Source organism: Alteromonas genovensis, from assembly GCF_010500895.1.
Lineage (GTDB): Bacteria > Pseudomonadota > Gammaproteobacteria > Enterobacterales > Alteromonadaceae > Alteromonas > Alteromonas genovensis.
Map to the genome: position 1 here is coordinate 88,301 of NZ_JAAAWO010000002.1, position 19,440 is coordinate 107,740.

Genomic DNA, 19,440 nt, shown 5'->3' on the forward strand with positions numbered 1-19,440 from the left:
ACGCCGCCTTTAACACTGCCGATTTTAAAACTGCAATGTATAACGCGGTGCAGGCTCATTTGCATGGCATTACACAAAGCAGGAAAGCAGCGTATTTAAGTAGCGTCGGCCCTTAGCTGTAACCTGCCAGTGATGCGGTGTAATGTCTAGCAGTCCTTTTTGCGCAGCATCATCAAGCGCAGCTTTTACCTCATCGCTTATTGAAACGCCTGTTAATGCACTATAGTCGTCGATAGGGCAGGGTTCTAAAAGACGGAATCTATTCATAAAAAACTCAAAGGGAATATCGTCTTCTTCTACCATTGTGGTGGTATCGATATAAGGGCGACTCATTTCCATATAGCCTCTAGGGTGTTTCACCTTTACTAGCCTTTTTATCGTCCCGCTTTCTATATCCGTTATTTTGCCATGAGCCCCGCAGCCAATACCTAGGTAGTCACCAAAACGCCAATAGTTTACATTGTGGCGACACTGGTGGCCTTCTTTTGCATAGGCTGAGATTTCATATTGCTGGTAGCCCGCCGCTTCTAACACTTTGTGCCCTTGCTCTTGAATTTCCCACAATATGTCGTCATCTGGTAAGTCGGGAGGGCGAGAGTAAAAAGGCGTGTTTGGCTCAATGGTCAGCTGGTACCACGATAGGTGATATGGATTAAGGGCGATGCCTTTATCTAAGTCTGCCATGGCATTGTCGACGCTTTGCTGAGGCAACCCATGCATAAGATCAAGATTGAACGTAGGCAGTCCAGCGCTGTGCGCCTGCTTTACTGCATTGATGGCTTGGTCATCATTATGAATACGCCCAAGCACCGCTAAATGCTGCGGTTGGAAGCTTTGAATTCCTACAGAAATACGGTTTACGCCAGCGTGATAAAACCCTAAAAACTTTCCAGCCTCCACGGTACCAGGGTTGGCCTCCATGGTAATTTCCGCATCAGGTGCTAAATTTACCCGGGCTTTTATGCCAGCGATAATATCTGCCATTGCGTCTGCAGAAAATAAGCTTGGTGTGCCGCCACCAATAAACACGGTATCTACCTGCCTATCGCCAATAGACTTGGCGTCTTCTGCAAGGTCGTCGAGTAGATGAGCTACGTATTCTTTTTCTGGCAATGCCGACTTTAATCCATGTGAATTGAAGTCGCAGTAAGGGCATTTTTGTACGCACCAAGGAATATGCACATACAAACTAAGGGGTGGATTACGCAAAAGCAGATCTCATATTATCAAGTAAAATAGCCAGCGCGTTACCGCGATGACTAACGCGATTTTTTTCGCCGCTTTCTAGCTCTGCCGCCGTGCAGCCGTGGGAAGGCAGATTAAAAATGGGGTCGTATCCAAAACCACCGTCGCCTTGGCGAGCTTTAAGAATTTCGCCTTGCCATTTGCCTTGGCTAACTAGCGGTACAGGATCATCAGCGTGACGCATAAATACTAGTGTGCAAAAGAAGTGGGCCTTGCGATTTGCTTCGCCATCAAGATCAGCCAGTAGCTTATCGATGTTGTCACCGTCGTTGGCGTTTTCACCAGCATAGCGTGCCGAGTAAATGCCTGGGGCACCGCCTAATGCATCAACCACCAACCCAGAGTCGTCAGCGATAGCGGGCAAACCCGTTACCTGAGCCGCATGGCGCGCTTTAATAATGGCATTTTCTACAAAGGTGGTACCTGTTTCTGGAACGTCTTCAACGCCCAGTTCTTTTTGTGCAATTACGTCTACGCCATAGTCAGCAAAAAGAGAGGTGAATTCACGTACCTTGCCTTGATTACCCGAGGCTAAAACAATTTTTTGGGGAAATGTCATATCATTACTCTGAGTTGAATAGGTTTGCCACAGCCAGTAGGCCAAGTGAACTGAGTCAACAGAAGGCACTACAGGGCACTTTGTCATTGTACAATCTGATAGCTAGCTTTGTTTCTAGCCATACCCATTAAATTTAATGATTAAACTTAATAGCTAAATTTGATGGCTCAATTTAATTGCACAAATTAGATGCACTCGTTAAATACCCTTGCAGCGCTTAACAACCTCTGACTTACTTGGCTTTTTTGCCAGCTGACTTTGCTTTTGAACTGGCCCTTGCTTTCGCTTTGTTCTTCGGCCTTGTCTTTTTCTTTGTTGCTACCTTTTTCTTTTTGGCAGTAATTTTGGGCGTCTTGTTTTTAGGTCTAAGCTCGGCGATAACCCGCCCTTTAATAGGCTCTTCCATATAACGGGCAGCTTTTGCAACCATGGCAAAGTCGTGGGCTTCTACCAGTGAAATAGCAGTACCTTTTGCGCCAGCGCGGCCAGTTCTTCCTATTCTGTGCACGTAAATATCGGCTTTGCGTGGCATATCAAAATTAATCACATGGCTTACATCGGGTACGTCTATTCCACGTGCCGCAACGTCGGTGGCAAGTAAAATAGGCACTTCACCGCTTTTAAAACGCGCTAATGCGGCGTTTCTTTTATCTTGTGGCATTTCGCCCTGAAGCCAGCAAACATTAATTCCTTTAGACGCAAGCACGTCTTTAAGCATCTGCAAACGCTCTCGTGTTTTTACAAACACAACTGCAGTAGTCACTTGCTCTTTAAGAATGTGAATAAGCAGCGCTTGTTTATGAGCGAAGTCATCGGCGAGGTGATACCACTGGTGTATTTTATTTTTTTCTTTGCGCGATGGATTTGCTTCAACAACTTCAGGGTTAATTAAGATGTCTTTCGCAAAGTTTTTTACCCCAGCGCCTTCTAGCGTTGCTGAGAAAAGCAGGTTCTGTTTGCGCCAGCGAGCTTCTGTGGCTATTTGATTTACCACGGTAGAAAAACCCATATCAAGCATACGATCAGCTTCATCAAGAATTAAGCATTCAATATCACGGCAGTCAGCCGTTTCTTTTTCGATGTGCTCTAAAAGGCGTCCCGGTGTGGCTACAAGAATATCTAAGTTTTGGCTTAGTGTTTCTTTGTCGGTGCCATAGTTAATACCGCCAGTAATAACACCACAAATTAATTGCGTATGTTTGGTAAAACTTTTAGCTTGCTCGTATACCTGAAGAGCAAGTTCACGAGTGGGCGTTAGAATTAATATACGCGTAGCGCCAGGTTGCTTACGCGGGTAATCCAGCAAAAATTGACACGCAGGCAACAAGAATGCCGCTGTCTTTCCGGTACCGGTGGGTGCAGACGCTAAAATGTCTCGTCCGTCCATGGCAAGTGGAATAACCAATTCTTGAATATTGGTTGGGGTTTCATAACCCATATCGGCCACGGCGTGACAGAGAGTTTCGTCTAATTCGAGTTCTTCGAAAGTCATAGTATAAAAACGCTTAAAATGAATGGGGTGTATTGTAGCATTGATGCGTCGAAACACAGAAAAAAACTGTACAGGAAATGAGATTATCTCAGCATTCCCTTTCGTTCTCGTTTACGCGTTTTGCATCAAGCGCAATGGTAAAGTTGATAGCGCTAAATTAAAACCGCGATTTTGTTTTAACCGTATAGACTCAATAATTGACACAAACACAAACACAAACACAAACACAAACACAAATACAAACGCAAAGCAGGCGAGGTCAACACGTCCGCGTGTTTGAAAATAGCTAATCAACATAGCTAAAAAAAGCGCTTCTCAAAATAGGTAAAACGTTGTTATGAAAAAAATTCTTACGCTGGCAATAACATGTGCCGTACTTTTTTATGGTCCTTTAGCAATGGCTGCGAAAACGAAACAAGCCATACTGGCAGGTGGCTGCTTTTGGTGTATGGAAAAAGACTTTGAAACATTGGAAGGGGTCACTGACGTTATTTCAGGCTTCACTGGGGGAAAACTTAAAAATCCAACGTATAGTGGCAATCATAAAGGTCATTACGAAGCCGTGTTGATCACTTACGACACTAGCGTGTTGAGCTATCAAGATATTCTGGACCATTACTGGGTAAACATCGACCCATTTGATGACAAAGGTCAGTTCTGTGATAAAGGACCTAGCTACCGCAGTGCTATTTTTGTAAAAAACGAGAGTGAGCGCATGCTGGCAGAAAAGTCTAAGCAGGCAGTTATCAGTCAGTTTCCAAATCAGCAGGTGGTTACGCCTATTCTCGATGCCTCAACCTTTTACCCCATTAAAGGTGATGAAAGCTATCATCAGGACTACTACAAAAAAAGCCCAATCCGTTATGCAACGTATCGCTGGGGATGTGGCCGCGACGCTCGCTTAGAAGAAATTTGGGGTGATGCTGTCACGCACTGAGTACTTCACCTCCTTTGGTTACACTTGTTAATAATTGTGTGCTCACAATATGAATACGCTTTTGCGACAATGCAAAAATACTACACTGGTGGTATAAAAGAGTCGGTAGAAGGGCGTGCGCGCTTCGATGCTATCGAAGCTAACCGTAAAGCATTGATCACCGAATGTGAGTCACAACCGGGTTTCCGCTGCTCAGTGCCGTCATTTTTCCAAGGCCTTGAATACAAGCTTATTAAACAAATGGAAATACGCGATGTTCGCATTGTGTATGCACCTGCAGACTCCATTGGGAAATACGGCGGTGATATCGATAACTGGATGTGGCCTCGCCACACGGGCGACTTTTCATTCTATCGTGCTTACGTGGGTAAAGACGGTAAGCCAGCCGATTTTAGTGAAGAGAACGTACCGTTTAAGCCAGAACATTTCTTAAAAGTGTCTGCAGCAGGTCTTAGCGATGGCGACTTTGTTATGGCAGCGGGGTACCCGGGCTCAACAAATCGCTATGCGCGGTTGTCTCGCGTATCGTATACATTCGATTGGTTGTACCCCACCTATTTAGATTTGGTAGGCGAGTGGATTGATACTATCGAAAAAGCGTCAGAAGAAGGAAGCGACGCGCGCATTAAATGCGAAGCGACTCTTGCCGGTTTAAATAACTTCCATAAAAACACATTAGGCCAGCTATCTGGTGCCAAACGAGTGGGATTAGTACCACGTCGTGCTGAGCGCGAAGCACAGTTGTCCGCTTGGCTTGATAAAAATGACAAAAGCGAACTTAAACAGGCGCTAGCTGAACTAGACGCGGTAAGCGAACAGCAGATGCAAATGAATAAGCAAAACTTTTGGTACAACAACTTGAATCGCGCTCAGTTACTGTCGTCTGCGCAGACACTATATCGCAATGCTATTGAGAGTGAAAAGCCAGATGCAGAGCGTGAATCTGGATTTCAAGAACGGGATCAAATTCGTTTGAAAGAAGGAATGGAGCGAATAGAGCGTCGTTTCGATCCGGTTGTTGATCAAGCTGTTTGGCAAAAAATGATCAGCATGTATTGAGAGCAGCCTGAAGAAAATCGCGTTGCGTCATTTGACGAGGCAGTTGGCATCAACGGCTCTACGGACAACCAAACACTGCAGAAAACGTTGAAGGCGTTTTACGATAATACCTCATTAACCGACACTGAAACTCGACTTTCCTGGCTTACCGCTAGCCGTGAAGACTTTGAAAAAAGTGATGACCCATTCATTAAATTGGCCGTTGCCCTTTTCGATACTGAAATGAGTATTGAAGATCAAAGCAAAACCTTAAGCGGCAAAGCCACAGCGCTTCGGCCTAAATATATGAAGGCAATTATTGAATGGCAGAAGTCGATGGGAAGTTTGGCTTATCCAGATGCTAACAGCACATTGCGTGTGACTTACGGCAACGTAATGGGCGGTTCGCCTAACGATGGCCTTATCTACGAGCCTTTCACCCGTCTAGAAGGGATCACTGAGAAAGACACTGGCGAAACTCCGTTTAATTCACCTAAAAAACAGCTTTCACTCATCAATGAGTCTCAGTACGGCCCGTATAAATTGGATGATATAAACAGCGTTCCAGTTAACTTCTTAACCGACTTAGATTCTACAGGCGGTAACTCAGGATCTGCTACTTTAAACTCGAAAGCCGAATTAATTGGTTTATTGTTTGATGGAACCTTTGAGAGTGTAAACTCAGATTGGGATTTCGACCCTAAAGCTACCCGCACTATCCACGTTGATACCCGCTATATGCTTTGGGTAATGGAGTATGTAGATGGGGCGAACAACTTAATTGAAGAAATGACAGTGGTGAGATAAAAGTTGCTAGGTAAAAGCTGTTAGTAACAAACTGAAATATAAAAGCCAGCCTGATTAAAAGCTGGCTTTTTAGTATTTAAAAACTGTTATTTAGAAGCGGTATTCAACACCGATACTCGCTTGTTTTAAATCGGTTTCAAAGTTAGTGTCGTCAATATCGTCAACGGCTTCTTCCGCGTCTAGTTCCGCGTCGTATACCGTGTATTCCGCGTTTACTAGGAAGTTAGCGGTAATGGCGTAACTTAAACCTGCGCCAACGAAAAGGCTTTCATCGTCGGATTCATTCGATATGCCACCTAAATTATACTCAGTTTCTGACCACAGTTGACCTGCTTTTGCATAGAGTGAGAAACGGTCTGTTAACGGAAGGATACCTTTAATCGCTGCCGTATACCCATCGGTATTCCCGCCAGCAAGGTCGGTGCCGTAGTCACCAAAATCGATAAAACTACCTTCTAATGCAACGTATTCGTTAAATTTATAACCTAGCAATCCTTGCCATACATCTTTGTCGTCATCAAAGTCGTCTTCACCTTCTACACGAAGGTAACCGTAGTTACCACCTACATAAAAACCACTGTCGTCAGCTGTCATATCGTTTGATTGCGCATGGGCACCAAACGATGTTAGCGATGAGAGTGCTGCGATTCCTGCAAGTGTTGTAAGTGTTTTTTTCATAATGACATCCTCTTTTCAATTTATAACTTTCCATTAGCTTCCCTCAGGGAAGTTCAACGTGAAGCTGTAATTGTTCACGGTTGATGTGATTAACTATTCAATTGGTATGCCAGCGTAAATTTCACAGAAAAGAGGAAAAACCGTGAAAGAGTTTCACAGTTTACACAGGTTTTTGACCGGAGTTGTACAGCTTCTAATCGTCGATTAAAAGCTGTACGGCAGAACTTTCATGCTCTTTGAAAAGAATACATAAGCTTTGCTGTATGTAATGACTTACTTAGCGCCTTCGCCTTTGACTGACTTAATAGCATGGCCTATGGCTTGCAGCTTTTCTTTATCTAAAGCTTCTTTTATTGCTGCGCCTTTGTGCCCTTTGGCAATAATGTCTTTAACATTAACCTGGTTCGCTGCGGCTAAGGCCTTATTAATTAGGCCGTGCGTGGCTGACCATTTTACTCCACTTGCCTCTGCTGCTGGACCGATGGCAAAAAGTAATCGTTCAAAGCGCTCAGCTCGTCGCCACGCATCCGCTGCGTTGAAAACAGTGATCAGGGCATCAGAGGTTATGCAGGTTTCAGTAGAGCTCGCTCTATGGCTCGTCGCGGAGCCAATAATATTGCCTAGCAACAAGGTTTTAAATTTACAGGCCAGCACAACAATCTCGCTTACTTGATTTGGCACCCTTAGGCGTTTACACAGCGACGCTGCCTGTTGCTCATTTAACAACATGCAAAGTGAGGTAAACCGAGTAATTAATATTTGGGTATCATCCTGTTCTTTTTTATCAGCGCTAACGTTTTCATCAGCCTTACTATCGATACTTCCGTCGTCGTTATCGTTGCTATTACCGTTACCATTAGTAGCGGCTACTGCTTTAACCAGTAACGCTATAGCGTCGTCGATGACGTCACTGAGTTCCATAAACCAGCTTGGCAACGCCTTGCTTTTTGCCAACGTTGAAAAATACACCCCGGGAGACTGCTCTAAAAGGCTGCGCTTAGTCTCTTGCCATACGCGCTCTGCACTTAGTGCTTTTAATTCACCGCTTGTTGCCATCAATGTCATAAGGGCGATGGTGTCTTCGGCAATGTAAAAAGCTAAGTAGGCATACCTAGCGGCAAAGCGGGCCGCGCGAAACACTCGTAACGGGTCTTCGCTAAATGCTTGAGAAACATGGCGCAAACATCTGTTTTCTAAATCAGCTTTTCCGTTGTAGGGGTCGATAATATTGCCCGAATCATCTTGCGCCATGGCGTTAACAGTAAGGTCACGGCGTCGCAAATCCTCTTCAAGCGTCACTTCAGATGATGCATCGCAAATAAAGCCCGTGTAGCCAGCCCCAGATTTTCTCTCTGTGCGGGCTAGGGCATATTCTTCATTAGTGCGCGGGTGGAGAAATACAGGGAAGTCTTTTCCTACTTGTGTAAAGCCCTTTGCGAGCATGTCGTCAGGGGTTGCCCCTACTACCACGTAATCGCGTTCGGTAACGGGCCTTCCTAACAACGTGTCTCTAACGGCACCGCCAACCAAGTAAACTTGCATGTATTCTCGCTCTTCAAAAAGTAAGGGTAATAATGGTGAGTATACCAATGTTACAATTAAATTTGTTACTGCGTGCTATGGCGCTTTTACTTACCGTCATGCTCTGGTAGTTTAATCATCGTTTTTACGATGAATTAGCGAAAACCATGTACTTGAATTACTTCGGGTTAAACGACAACCCGTTCTCCATAGCGCCAAACCCCGACTACCTTTACATGAGCCCACGACACAAAGAGGCTCTAGCACACTTAACCTTCGGCTTAAGGGAAAGCGGTGGTTTTGTCATGCTGACTGGGGAGGTTGGAACAGGCAAAACAACGGTTTCGCGAAAATTACTTCAACAGCTGCCGGATAATACTCAGGTAGCGATGATTTTAAACCCCACGTTATCAGCCTTAGAGCTCTTGGCCACAGTGTGTGACGAGTTAGGGCTTTCATATTCATCTGATAAAGCCAGCCTTAAATATTTCACTGACCTCATTTTGTCTAAACTCGCCGAAAATCATAAATCGGGTATGAATACCGTATTGATGGTTGATGAAGCGCAGCATTTATTGCCTGAGGTATTAGAGCAGTTGCGCTTATTAACTAATTTAGAGACTAACCGAGAAAAGCTGCTTAAAGTGGTGTTAATTGGCCAGCCTGAGCTGCAGCAATTGCTTAAACGCAATGAACTCCGACAGCTTGCACAGCGCATTACGGCTCGATATCACCTGCTGCCGCTAACCGCCCCAGAGGTGAGTTCTTACATTGCACACCGACTTAGCGTGGCAGGTGGCGATATTAGTATTTTCAGTAAGGGTACCTTGCGTGCAGTACATCAAATAACGGGGGGAATTCCTCGGGTTATTAATTTGCTATGCGATAGGGCGTTAACCCTTTCATTTACTAAGCAACATGCGGTGGTGAAAAAGCCTATTTTTCTCGCAGCGGCAGAACAAATTTTGGGTGAAGATGTCGTAAGCCAAAGAGTGCAGGGCCAAAACCGATGGTACTTGACGGGGGCGTTTGTACTAGCGTTAGTGTGTGGGTATGCCATTGGGAGTTTGTATGTCTAGTATGTCTAATATTGTTGCTATTGAAAATTTGCAGCCAGGCATGGTGATAGTTCAAATTACCAAGCAAAACGGGCCAGTTAAAATACGCAAATCTGGATTAGTATCGAGCGATGCTATGGTGCAAGGCCTTTCAGAAATGGGAGTGCAAGAACTTGAAATTGACCCTGAACAAACAGTTGAAGTTGCACCTCCAACTCCCACTTCAACTCACCATCGCACGCAAACGCAGGCATTATTGCGGGGCCAGCACGATACGTCGGCGCGCTTCGATAAATCGTTGAATGACCAATTCAATCGCAGTTTATTTTTGCCTACTGTTGAAGGCCTTCCGTCGTCGTTTTCACTTTATGCAAAGCAAGCTTTTGTTTTTGCCGTTGTGATAATAGGCGGGCTTGCACTTGGCTTTACCGCAGCGACAAAGAATAATTGGTGGCCGGCGTTAGCCTCATCAATTTCTACCGATACCTCAACATCAGCAGGAAATATAGATACGGCAGCAAATACGCCCTCGAATACCACTACAGATGCAGCGCCGAATGAAAACGGCGTAGGCGGTGAGCAAACGTTATCTACTAATACAGGGAACAATTCAACGCCTGCGCAGCAGCCTGCTCAACAATCATCACAACAGCCAGGTCAACAATACGTTGGTAATACGCAAGATAATGCGCAGAATGTGATGAATAACAACGCATCGCCGCCGTCGAATAGTCAAGCCGCGTCAAATGGCAGTGTAAATAATGCTAGCAATTCGGGGCTAAGCACTGATTTTGGGGGCGCTAATTCTGGAAGCGCTAATTCTCAATCTGCCAGAACTGGCAATCAAAAGAGCAGTGGGCAGGGTAGCACAGGGCAAAGTGTTACGGGTGAGCAGGGCTCTACCGACGAGTACGAAGGGAAAGTGCTTAACGAGGCGAATAACGCTAACAATATTGAGGTTTCTCCAGAGCTAATGGCGCGATTTAACGCTGCCGTTGAAGCACTTGATGAAAAATCACCGGGTTCAGCGAGAGAGCCTGAAACAAAGGTAACGGTACGTGACGATACACTGCGGGTAGACCAATTACCGGTTAGATTATTAACTCGGTTGCCAACAATGAATTTCAGTGCCCATATGTACGCGTCTCAACCGCGAGATAGGTGGGTTAGGGTAAATGGTCGTCAGCTTTCAGAGGGCGACTGGATTGCCGACAAAGTCCAAATTGTAAACATTGAGGCTCAGCGGGTGGTGCTAGCCTTTGAAGATGAAATATTTACTATGGCAGCGCTTACTGACTGGTAGCGCGCAAGCCAGGCCAAGCCCCGAATATCGAATATCGATTCTCGGTTATTGTTTACTGCGGGGCTTGATGAACAAACACTTCCTTGAAAAACTTCGGCAGGTTTATTCTGAATTCTTCCGGACGCACGCCAGAGACCACTTCATCGTTATAATGACTAAGGTCAATTTTTTTAATTTCATTAAAGTGGTTCGATGTCACGCTGTAAAACGTCATCACATGAGGGCTTATTGGATCTTTAGGATTAATTTTACTAACAATGCCTAACTTGCCGCTTTTTAATTTAACCAAAGATCCTACTGGGTGCACACCAATACATTGGATGAACTGGGTAACCAAGGTTTGATCTAGGCCAGGTGATGCTGATAAGCGTTTGAGCGCTTGCATTGGGGTGAGGCTTGGCTGCGACGGATGATGAGATGTTAACTCGTCATAGGTATCAACAATGGCGGCTATTCGAGCAAACTCTGATATTTGGTCGTTACAAAGCCCGTCAGGATAACCACTGCCGTCTACTCTCTCTTGATGTTGTTCAATAACCTGCAAAGACAAATCGGGAATTTCTCCGCATTGCTCTACTAGGGTAGTACCAACTTCTACGTGGGTTTTCAAAACCGCGAGATCGTCTTCAGATAGGGCTGCAGTAGGCCTTCGAATATCAGCGGGTATTGATGACATGCCCGTATCCATAAGCAATGCCCCAAGACTTGCTTGCTCAATACTGTCTCTGTCGTAGCCAAGAAATTTGCAAAATATTCCGGTTAACACTGAGCAGTTTATCGAGTGTTCTAGCAGGTAGTTGTCAGTATCTTTAATGAGGGTGAGGCAGCTTAAGGCGTCTTCGTTATCAAATACACTCTCTATAAGACTGTGTGATAGCGACGTCATTGGAGATAAGTCAGTCACGGCTTCTTGATTTAACGCTTTTATAAACTTACTTTGAATAGACAGAGCATTTTCGTATAAGTCATTGGCTTCGTTAATGGAAGCATTGTCTAGGGGGGGCGACTTAGCCGTTCCTGATTCAGACGCTGAGGGTTCATTGGCAGGTGTTTGCTCTTCATTTGCCAGAGCATCCGCTTGAGTTTCATCATTGCGATGGTGCTTTGACTTAGCAATATCAACTTCGAGAAGTAAAATGCCTTTTTTCTTCAATGTATCCACAATGCTTTGAGATTTAACAATGCCCTGGGAGCGCATATGAAGCGTACCAGATTGCTTTAGAACCTGTGTAACGTACATTCCTGGTTTAAGCTCATTAATAGGCACCTGTTCTAGCATTTCATTGTCCGTTTACTGCATTGTTTTAGGCTCGTTAAATTAGCATAGGGTTATGTGTGATGATATGCCAATAATGAGGAAAATTATTTTTAAAAACCGCAAAGTTCACTTCTTGTACTAACAGTGGTTTTCATTGAAAAATGAAATCAAACGGAAAGTTTAAGTATGTGCCCAAACCCGTGACAAAGCCCTACAAAACCTCTGCCATTTTCCGTGCATTCGATCTTTTACGCATAAAGTAGCGTAGCAAACCTGCACAATTAATAAATAATTAACTAAAGGGCGTGTTGATCTTTGCTGTAGATTTTTGCAGCGGTCTGTGAGCTATTTAGACAAGGCAAATGGTTGAAGGTCTAGCGGTCTAAATCGAAACCATTTAACGCAGGATAAATAGCTCACAGGCGCTGCCCGAAGGGGGCGTTATAGAAGCATTTTACTCTTTGTCACAGCCCTTTGACTTAGCCCACTAGGCCTACAGGACTGTTTCGCGATTAAAATGCTTCTATTTAGCCCAAAATTCGTACAGCAAAGAACAACACGCCCTAGTAATAGCGCTTTTAATATCTAGCGAAGTATTTTTTATATCTAGAACGCTATTCACAGCATGGGGTCTGATTGTCTATATCAGTGCTCTAGTATAAGGATGTCCTATGAAAGATGAACAGCAAACTACGCCCGGGCTTTTGCTGGCGTTAACACCTGTTGTGTTAACGCTGATAATCTTGGGAACACAGATTTTCTACTTTGGCGTTTTCGAGCCTCATATCCCCTTGGCGATAGGTTTAGCCCTTGCAAGTTTTGTAGGTGTTTACCTCGGACTGTCGTGGGAAGATATTCGCGCCGGTATTTTTAAAGTTATCCATGTTGCGCTGCCATCGGTAAGCGTGCTCATAACGGTGGGCATGATCATCGGCATTTGGATTGCCAGCGGCACAGTTCCCACCATTATCTATTACGGCTTAAAAACCTTATCGCCAGAGATATTTCTCGCCGCTGGCATGGTCATTTGTGCTGTGGTGTCAGTGTCTTTAGGCACAAGTTGGGGAAGTGTCGGAACCGTTGGTTTGGCCCTGATGGGCATTGGCGAGGGGTTTGACATTCCCATGTATTGGACGGCAGGCGCTGTGGTGTCTGGCGCATTTTTCGGTGATAAAGTATCGCCGCTTTCTGACACGACGAACCTAGCACCAGCGGTGACAGGTACCGACGTCTTTTCACACATACAAAACATGATGGCCACTACTATACCGGCCATGGTTATTGCGCTGTTAATCTATATTGGCGTTGGCTTTTTTGTTATCGATACGCAAAGTGTGTCGTTTGAAAAAATTGAAGGTATTACTACCGCTTTAGAAGATAACTTCTACATATCCGCATGGGCGTTATTGCCGGCTTTGGTGGTGATGGTATTGGCGTTGAAGAAATTTCCACCTTTGCCTTCGCTGTTCGCAGGCGTAGTTGTTGGCGGCGCGTTTGCAATGGTCACTCAAGGACAGTCACTTCAAGCCGTGTTCGACTATGCAAATAACGGTTACTCCATTCAAACTAATATTAGCGAAATAGATACATTGCTTAATCGCGGCGGTATTCAGTCGATGATGTGGACCATTTCGCTTGTACTTATCGCCCTGGGTTTTGGTGGGGCGCTTGAGACAACAGGCTGTTTGAGAAGTATTATCAACGCTATCAAAAGTAAAGCAAAAACATTCGCAGGTACTCAAGTTGCAGCCGTAGGAACTGCGTTTGCAACGAATCTTGTTGCGGGCGACCCCTACCTATCTGTTGCTTTACCAGGACGTATGTATTCTCCTGTTTATCGCGGCATGGGGTATTCAACCCTCAATCTTTCCCGTGGTATAGAAGAGGGCGGTACGCTAATGTCGCCACTCATCCCGTGGAATGCCGGGGGCGCATTTGTTATATCCGCACTAGGGCTTGGCATATCCGGTGATAACTTACAAAATCTACTCTATATACCGCTGGCTTTCGCATGTTGGACAGCGCCATTAATAGGAATATTTTATGCCTATACCGGTATGTTTTCACCGAAGGCATCAGATAAAGAGCGTGAAGAGTGGGAGTCATCAGGTGCTGATATTGCCAAGTTCAATGATGACGGTACGCCAGTGACCGAATGATTGGTTTTTGCTGACTAAAGTAAAGACTGATAAACGAGGCTCTTACTAGACGAAGCATTAATAAACGAGCCTCTTTTCAACCAAAAAATTCATTGAAAGATATGCTGTTTAAAGTATTTAGGGAAAACAAAAAAGCGAGGGTTGTCACCAACCCTCGCTTTTTATTTGCCGCTTTATTTCGACCTTCACAATTGGGGCCTTGATATAGCGCCTTTACATTAGCACTCCCTTCGCAAGCTAAAGCCAGCTAGGCTGTTTGTCTTCAAACGCGCTGATAGCACTATCAAGCTCGAGAGTTTGACCTATTGCATCAAGGCCTTTTATCAGATTAGTTTTGTGATGAGGTGCAATATCAAAACTAAACGATGTATCGTCAAAGCTCACTGTCTGCGCCGGCAAATCCACAGTAATAGCGACAGCGGGATCTGCTTTTATAGCGTCAAATAAAGCGTCCATTTGTTCGCTGCGTAACGCAACAGGAACAAGCTGGTTGTTAATACAGTTACCATAAAAGATATCAGCAAAGCTGGTGGCGATTACGGTTTTAAAACCAAAATCGGCCAGTGCCCAAGGCGCGTGCTCTCGACTTGAACCACATCCAAAGTTTTCTCGTGCCAACAACACGCTAGCGCCTTTATGCTCTGGCTTATTCAATGAGAAATCAGGGTTAGGCTCTTGCTCTTTTAAATCCAAATAGCGCCAATCGTGAAAAAGGTGCTTGCCGTAGCCGATACGGGTGACACCCGTGAGAAACTGCTTAGGAATAATTTGGTCTGTGTCCACATTGGCTTGGTCTAACGGTGCTGCAATGCCCGTGTGGTGTGTAAAACCTTGCTCTGACATGTATTACTCCTGATAGTCTCTAACATCGGCGAAGTGGCCGTTAATGGCTGCTGCTGCAGCCATAGCGGGGCTCACTAAATGGGTGCGTGCACCACGGCCTTGGCGTCCTTCAAAGTTTCTGTTGCTGGTTGATGCACAGCGATCGCCAGAAACCAGTTTATCGTCGTTCATACCCAAACACATTGAACAGCCTGGTAAGCGCCACTCAAAGCCGGCCTGCTCGAAAATCTTATCTAAACCTTCAGCTTCAGCTTGGCGTTTTACTGCACCAGATCCCGGCACCACAATAGCGGTAACCGATGATGATACTTTGCCTTTTTTGGCAACGTGAGCCGCAGCACGTAAATCTTCTATACGGCCATTGGTACATGAGCCAATGAAAACGTGATTTACTGCTACATCAGCGAGTTTTTCACCTGCCTTCAAGCCCATATAGCTAAGTGCTTTTTTCGCACTTTCTATTTCAATTGGGTCGCTAAAGTCTTCTGGGGCCGGCACTGGAGTATTTACCCCAATAACTTGACCTGGGTTGGTTCCCCATGTGACCTGCGGTGCTATGTCGGCCGCTTCAAGTTCGACAACCGTGTCAAAGCTTGCGCCTTCTTCGGTGTATAAGGTTTTCCAATAGGCAACCGCGTCATCCCAGGACTGGTCTTTGGGTGCATACTCGCGGTCTTTTAAATACGCGAAAGTAACGTCGTCTGGTGCTATAAGCCCAGCTTTTGCCCCCGCTTCAATACTCATGTTACATACGGTCATTCGCTCTTCCATGGTAAGTCCACGAATGGCCTCGCCCGCATACTCAATCACATGACCTGTTGCACCGGCGTGTCCAATTTTGCCGATGATAGCCAAAATAATATCTTTCGCTGTAATTCCCACAGGAAGTTTGCCATTCACATTAATAAGCATGCTTTTTGCGCGGCTTTGCTTCAGAGTTTGTGTGGCTAAAACATGCTCAACTTGAGAAGTACCTATTCCAAATGCAAGTGCACCGAATGCGCCATGGGTTGCAGTGTGAGAGTCGCCGCACACTACGGTCATGCCAGGCTGTATAAGCCCTAATTCTGGCCCCATTACATGCACGATGCCTTGTTTTTGATGGCCTACAGGGTAAAGCTGAATACCGTGATCTTCACAGTTTTTGGCTAGGGTATGCAGCTGTAGTGCGTTATCTGGGCCGCATGCATCAATGGCTAACGAGCGAGTTGATATGCTGTGATCCATGGTTCCCACAGTTTTATCTGGGCGACGCACTTTACGGCCTTTTTCGTTAAGGCCAGCGAATGCTTGCGGAGATGTCACTTCGTGAATTAAGTGGCGGTCGATATAAATAAGGCTATCTTCGCCTAGTTGGTCGACAATATGCGCTTGCCATACTTTGTCATATAAGGTCTTGGCCATGTGGTATTTCTACTCCTGCGCCATTAATTGTTTAACAATTTCATCGCCTACTTGCGATGTATTTGAAGCTTGTTCTCTTTTATCTTCAGGCAGCAGTTCGCCGGTGAGTACGCCCTTTTCAAGAGTGGCGACCACGGCTTTTTCTATAGCATCTGCGGCGTCGTTTAAGTTCATACTGAATCGCAACATCATGGCTGCCGATAAAATTTGAGCGATGGGGTTTGCAATACCTTGGCCTGCAATATCCGGCGCTGAACCGCCTGCTGGCTCGTATAAACCAAACCCGTCTTCGTTCATACTTGCCGAAGGCAAAAGCCCCATAGAGCCTGTCATCATAGCGCATTCATCAGATACGATGTCGCCAAACAAGTTTGAACACAGCATGACGTCAAATTGCGCGGGGTTCTTCATTATTTGCATGGTCGCGTTGTCGATATAGATGTGATCTAACTCAACATCGGGAAAGTCTTTGGCCACTTCTTCTGCCACTTCACGCCACAATCTGCTAGTAGCCAATACATTGGCTTTATCTACTGAGGTGACTTTACCGCGACGCTTTTGTGCTGCTTCAAAGGCGGCGACGGCGATACGGCGAATTTCTCGTTTGCTGTAGCGCATTGTGTCGTAAGCAAACTCTTCTTCGCCTTCACCCTCACGACCTTTAGGCTGGCCAAAGTAAATGCCGCTGGTAAGTTCGCGCACTACCAACACATCTACACCTGATTTAGCAATGTCTTCACGAAGTGGAGATAAACCTTCAAGGCCAGGATAGATACGTGCAGGGCGCAAATTACTGAATAAATCGAAGTGGCTTCTTAAAGTAAGCAGTGCAGCGCGTTCGGGACGCTGTTCAAGTGGAAGTGTATCCCACTTAGGTCCGCCTATGCTTCCAAATAAGATCGCGTCTGCTTGTTCACAACCTAACAGTGTTTTCGCTGGAAGGGCTTCGCCTTCGGTATCGATAGCAAAGCCACCAACAGGAAACTCGGTGCGATTTAGCGTAATGCTAAACTTCTTTTCTACAGCATCTAAGACCTTGTTGGCCTCTTGCATAACTTCTGGACCGATACCGTCTCCGGCTAATACGGCAATTGAAAACTGGCTCATTTACACTCCTACAACGCGTTCTTGTTGATTCTTTTGCTGATCAATCTGGTCGGCCAGATAAGTATTGTTCAGTACAAATATCAATGCTTTTACACCGGCTTCTACGATATCTGTGGCCAAGCCTATACCGTGGAATCGACGATCTTTATATGTGGCGATGACACTCACTTGCGCTAACGCATCTGCACCTTCGCCTTTTGAATCTAGTTTAAAGTCGACAACTTCTAAGTCTTCATGACCAAGAATAGAGATTATCGCTTTAAATGCGGCATCTACTGGTCCGTTACCTGTGCATGCCTGTGTAATCTCTTGTTCGCCCACTTTCATTTTTACGGTAGCGCTTGGGATAATTTCTCTGCCCGAATTAGCCTGTAGGTAAAGCAGTTGATAGTGCGCTTGGTCGTGCTTTTGCTTATCGAAAAACAACAGTGCCTCAAGGTCGTAGTCGTAAACCTGTCCTTTTTTGTCAGCCAGCTTTAAAAACGCATCGTATACGGCCTCTAAATCAAATTCTTCAGGCTTGTAACCTAATTCAGTAAGCCTATGTTTGATAACATGGCGACCCGAACGAGAGGTTAGGTTTAGGTTGTTCTTATTAATGCCCACGCTCTCAGGCGTCATAATTTCATAGGTATTTTGCGCTTTTAAGACACCGTCTTGATGAATACCTGACGAATGACTGAAGGCGTTTGCCCCAACAATGGCTTTGTTAGATTGCACCGGCATATTACACAACTGGCTGACAAGTTTAGACGTACGTGAAATTTCCGTGGAATTGATATTAGTATCAATGCCAAGCAGCCCTTTTCGCGTTTGCAAAATCATTGCAATTTCTTCAAGCGACGCGTTACCTGCACGCTCACCAATACCATTTATAGTACACTCCACTTGACGCGCACCTTGCTCTACGGCGGCGAGTGAATTAGCAACAGCTAGGCCCAAGTCGTTGTGGCAATGCACAGAGATAATGGCTTTATCGATGTTAGGAACCCGATTGAACAACTGCTGAATAATACCGCCGAATTCAGTGGGTGTTGTGTAGCCAACAGTATCTGGAATATTTACCGTTGTAGCGCCCGCGTGAATAGCAGCTTCAACCATACGGCAAAGGTAGTCGATATGCGTTCTGCCGGCGTCTTCACATGAAAACTCCACATCATTGGTGTATTTACGGGCATGCTTTACCGCAGCCACAGCCATGTCTACCACATCATCATGAGATTTACGCAATTTTGCGCCAACGTGTATTTCCGATGTGGCAATAAAGGTATGTATTCTAAACTGATCAGCTACGCTAAGGGCTTGGCCGCATGCATCGATATCACCGGGAAGGGCGCGGGAGAGACCGCATATCACTGAGTTTTTGATCTCTTTGGCAATCAACTGTACTGATTGGAAGTCGCCAGGTGAAGACACAGGGAAACCGGCTTCAATAATATCTACACCTAGTCTTTCAAGCGCCAGTGCAATCTGTAACTTCTCTTTGGCACTTAGACTTGCTGGCAAGGCCTGCTCACCATCTCGCAACGTGGTATCAAAGATTTTCACTTGATTTGTCATGACGCTCTCTCAATTGAATAGTTAAAAAAAAACCCGTGCTGTGCACGGGTTTTTGTGTGATTAGTCGCTGGTCGCAATCTACCCGTGCAGTCTGGCTGCCTTGAGGAGTAGTGTAATTAGAAGAAAACGAATACGCATTTTTCGAAAATCTTTGCTGACCAAAATTGATAGCGATAATTTAACCATGTGAGCCTTGAACGTCAACCATTGTTTACCATATTGATTAAATTTTTATGAAAAAATTAATCTCAACGCTAATATTAGGATGTGTGTCCTAATTAATGGTGTGAGCTCTCTGGTTTTATGGGTTAAACGCCTGTTTGATTGCTGCTAATGCAGGTTATGAGACTGGCTTTCGAAATGGTTAGTATGTTTGTACTCTTTTTGACTGATATGAAGAAGTTGTAAAGTGAATTAATACTTATTAATTTTGTATTTTTATTCATATTTGGGTTGGTATGGCATTGCTAA

General features: G+C 45.1%; 14 protein-coding genes and 1 pseudogene. 5 read left to right on the forward strand and 10 right to left on the reverse strand.

Annotation, left to right across the window (positions count from 1 at the left end):
- Positions 1–69: 69 nt before the first annotated feature.
- From hemW to srmB, 3 genes are all read right to left on the reverse strand, one after another.
- On the reverse strand, positions 70–1,209 hold the full coding sequence (gene hemW, locus GTQ48_RS03185; RefSeq protein ID WP_163105141.1) for a radical SAM family heme chaperone HemW: 1,140 nt from the start codon (positions 1,207–1,209) through the stop codon (positions 70–72).
- On the reverse strand, positions 1,202–1,804 hold the full coding sequence (gene rdgB / locus GTQ48_RS03190; RefSeq protein WP_163105439.1) for an RdgB/HAM1 family non-canonical purine NTP pyrophosphatase: 603 nt from the start codon (positions 1,802–1,804) through the stop codon (positions 1,202–1,204). The genes hemW and rdgB overlap by 8 nt, the downstream gene beginning before the upstream one ends.
- Positions 1,805–2,036: 232 nt before the next feature.
- The gene (srmB, locus tag GTQ48_RS03195; RefSeq protein WP_163105142.1) at positions 2,037–3,296 is read right to left on the reverse strand and encodes an ATP-dependent RNA helicase SrmB; all 1,260 of its coding nucleotides are present in this window, start codon (positions 3,294–3,296) and stop codon (positions 2,037–2,039) included.
- Positions 3,297–3,633: 337 nt separating this feature from the next.
- Here srmB and msrA point away from each other — a divergent pair, with 337 nt between their 5' ends.
- Together msrA and GTQ48_RS03205 are read left to right on the forward strand one after the other, a co-directional pair.
- Positions 3,634–4,233 (forward strand): peptide-methionine (S)-S-oxide reductase MsrA, encoded by a 600-nt coding sequence (gene msrA / locus GTQ48_RS03200; protein ID WP_163105143.1) that lies wholly within the window; start codon positions 3,634–3,636, stop codon positions 4,231–4,233.
- Between the two features lie 69 nt (positions 4,234–4,302).
- Positions 4,303–6,078 (forward strand): annotated as a pseudogene (locus tag GTQ48_RS03205) (S46 family peptidase).
- Between the two features lie 90 nt (positions 6,079–6,168).
- Here GTQ48_RS03205 and GTQ48_RS03210 read toward each other — a convergent pair.
- A complete protein-coding gene (locus GTQ48_RS03210; protein WP_163105144.1) occupies positions 6,169–6,756 on the reverse strand; it encodes a porin family protein in 588 nt (195 codons plus the stop codon).
- Positions 6,757–7,029: 273 nt separating this feature from the next.
- Complete coding sequence (locus tag GTQ48_RS03215; RefSeq protein WP_163105145.1) at positions 7,030–8,298, reverse strand: tRNA nucleotidyltransferase/poly(A) polymerase-related protein; 1,269 nt, start codon at positions 8,296–8,298, stop codon at positions 7,030–7,032.
- Between the two features lie 146 nt (positions 8,299–8,444).
- Here GTQ48_RS03215 and GTQ48_RS03220 point away from each other — a divergent pair, with 146 nt between their 5' ends.
- Positions 8,445–9,356, forward strand: a complete 912-nt coding sequence (locus tag GTQ48_RS03220; RefSeq protein WP_163105146.1) for an ExeA family protein — start codon at positions 8,445–8,447, stop codon at positions 9,354–9,356.
- 1 nt (position 9,357) lies between these two features.
- Positions 9,358–10,638: a general secretion pathway protein GspB gene (locus GTQ48_RS03225; protein WP_163105440.1), complete on the forward strand. Its 1,281-nt coding sequence runs from the start codon at positions 9,358–9,360 to the stop codon at positions 10,636–10,638.
- A gap of 52 nt (positions 10,639–10,690) precedes the next feature.
- Here GTQ48_RS03225 and GTQ48_RS03230 read toward each other — a convergent pair whose 3' ends face one another.
- Positions 10,691–11,917 carry a cyclic di-GMP phosphodiesterase gene (locus tag GTQ48_RS03230; protein WP_163105147.1) on the reverse strand — a complete coding sequence of 409 codons (1,227 nt, stop codon included), beginning with the start codon at positions 11,915–11,917 and terminating at the stop codon, positions 10,691–10,693.
- Positions 11,918–12,567: 650 nt separating this feature from the next.
- Here GTQ48_RS03230 and nhaC point away from each other — a divergent pair.
- Positions 12,568–14,055 (forward strand): Na+/H+ antiporter NhaC, encoded by a 1,488-nt coding sequence (gene nhaC / locus GTQ48_RS03235; RefSeq protein ID WP_032096427.1) that lies wholly within the window; start codon positions 12,568–12,570, stop codon positions 14,053–14,055.
- A 237-nt stretch (positions 14,056–14,292) separates the two neighbouring features.
- Here the strand turns inward: nhaC and leuD are convergent, their stop codons facing one another.
- Genes leuD through leuA form a run of 4 tightly spaced genes read right to left on the reverse strand, consistent with a single transcriptional unit; the run spans position 14,293 to position 18,969 of the window.
- Positions 14,293–14,898, reverse strand: a complete 606-nt coding sequence (gene leuD / locus GTQ48_RS03240) for a 3-isopropylmalate dehydratase small subunit (protein ID WP_163105148.1) — start codon at positions 14,896–14,898, stop codon at positions 14,293–14,295.
- A gap of 3 nt (positions 14,899–14,901) precedes the next feature.
- Complete coding sequence (gene leuC, locus GTQ48_RS03245; protein WP_163105149.1) at positions 14,902–16,302, reverse strand: 3-isopropylmalate dehydratase large subunit; 1,401 nt, start codon at positions 16,300–16,302, stop codon at positions 14,902–14,904.
- 9 nt (positions 16,303–16,311) lie between these two features.
- Positions 16,312–17,409 (reverse strand): 3-isopropylmalate dehydrogenase, encoded by a 1,098-nt coding sequence (leuB, locus tag GTQ48_RS03250; RefSeq protein ID WP_163105150.1) that lies wholly within the window; start codon positions 17,407–17,409, stop codon positions 16,312–16,314.
- Positions 17,410–18,969 carry a 2-isopropylmalate synthase gene (gene leuA, locus GTQ48_RS03255; protein ID WP_163105151.1) on the reverse strand — a complete coding sequence of 520 codons (1,560 nt, stop codon included), beginning with the start codon at positions 18,967–18,969 and terminating at the stop codon, positions 17,410–17,412. It lies immediately after the preceding gene.
- Positions 18,970–19,440 lie beyond the last annotated feature (471 nt).

Bases quoted from the DNA above. Each gene is read 5' to 3' on its own strand.
- rdgB (WP_163105439.1), bottom strand. From the start codon at position 1,804: ATGACATTTCCCCAAAAAATTGTTTTAGCCTCGGGTAATCAAGGCAAG.
- srmB (WP_163105142.1), bottom strand. From the start codon at position 3,296: ATGACTTTCGAAGAACTCGAATTAGACGAAACTCTCTGTCACGCCGTG.
- msrA (WP_163105143.1), top strand. From the start codon at position 3,634: ATGAAAAAAATTCTTACGCTGGCAATAACATGTGCCGTACTTTTTTAT.
- GTQ48_RS03210 (WP_163105144.1), bottom strand. From the start codon at position 6,756: ATGAAAAAAACACTTACAACACTTGCAGGAATCGCAGCACTCTCATCG.
- GTQ48_RS03215 (WP_163105145.1), bottom strand. From the start codon at position 8,298: ATGCAAGTTTACTTGGTTGGCGGTGCCGTTAGAGACACGTTGTTAGGA.
- GTQ48_RS03220 (WP_163105146.1), top strand. From the start codon at position 8,445: ATGTACTTGAATTACTTCGGGTTAAACGACAACCCGTTCTCCATAGCG.
- GTQ48_RS03225 (WP_163105440.1), top strand. From the start codon at position 9,358: ATGTCTAATATTGTTGCTATTGAAAATTTGCAGCCAGGCATGGTGATA.
- GTQ48_RS03230 (WP_163105147.1), bottom strand. From the start codon at position 11,917: ATGCTAGAACAGGTGCCTATTAATGAGCTTAAACCAGGAATGTACGTT.
- nhaC (WP_032096427.1), top strand. From the start codon at position 12,568: ATGAAAGATGAACAGCAAACTACGCCCGGGCTTTTGCTGGCGTTAACA.
- leuD (WP_163105148.1), bottom strand. From the start codon at position 14,898: ATGTCAGAGCAAGGTTTTACACACCACACGGGCATTGCAGCACCGTTA.
- leuC (WP_163105149.1), bottom strand. From the start codon at position 16,302: ATGGCCAAGACCTTATATGACAAAGTATGGCAAGCGCATATTGTCGAC.
- leuB (WP_163105150.1), bottom strand. From the start codon at position 17,409: ATGAGCCAGTTTTCAATTGCCGTATTAGCCGGAGACGGTATCGGTCCA.
- leuA (WP_163105151.1), bottom strand. From the start codon at position 18,969: ATGACAAATCAAGTGAAAATCTTTGATACCACGTTGCGAGATGGTGAG.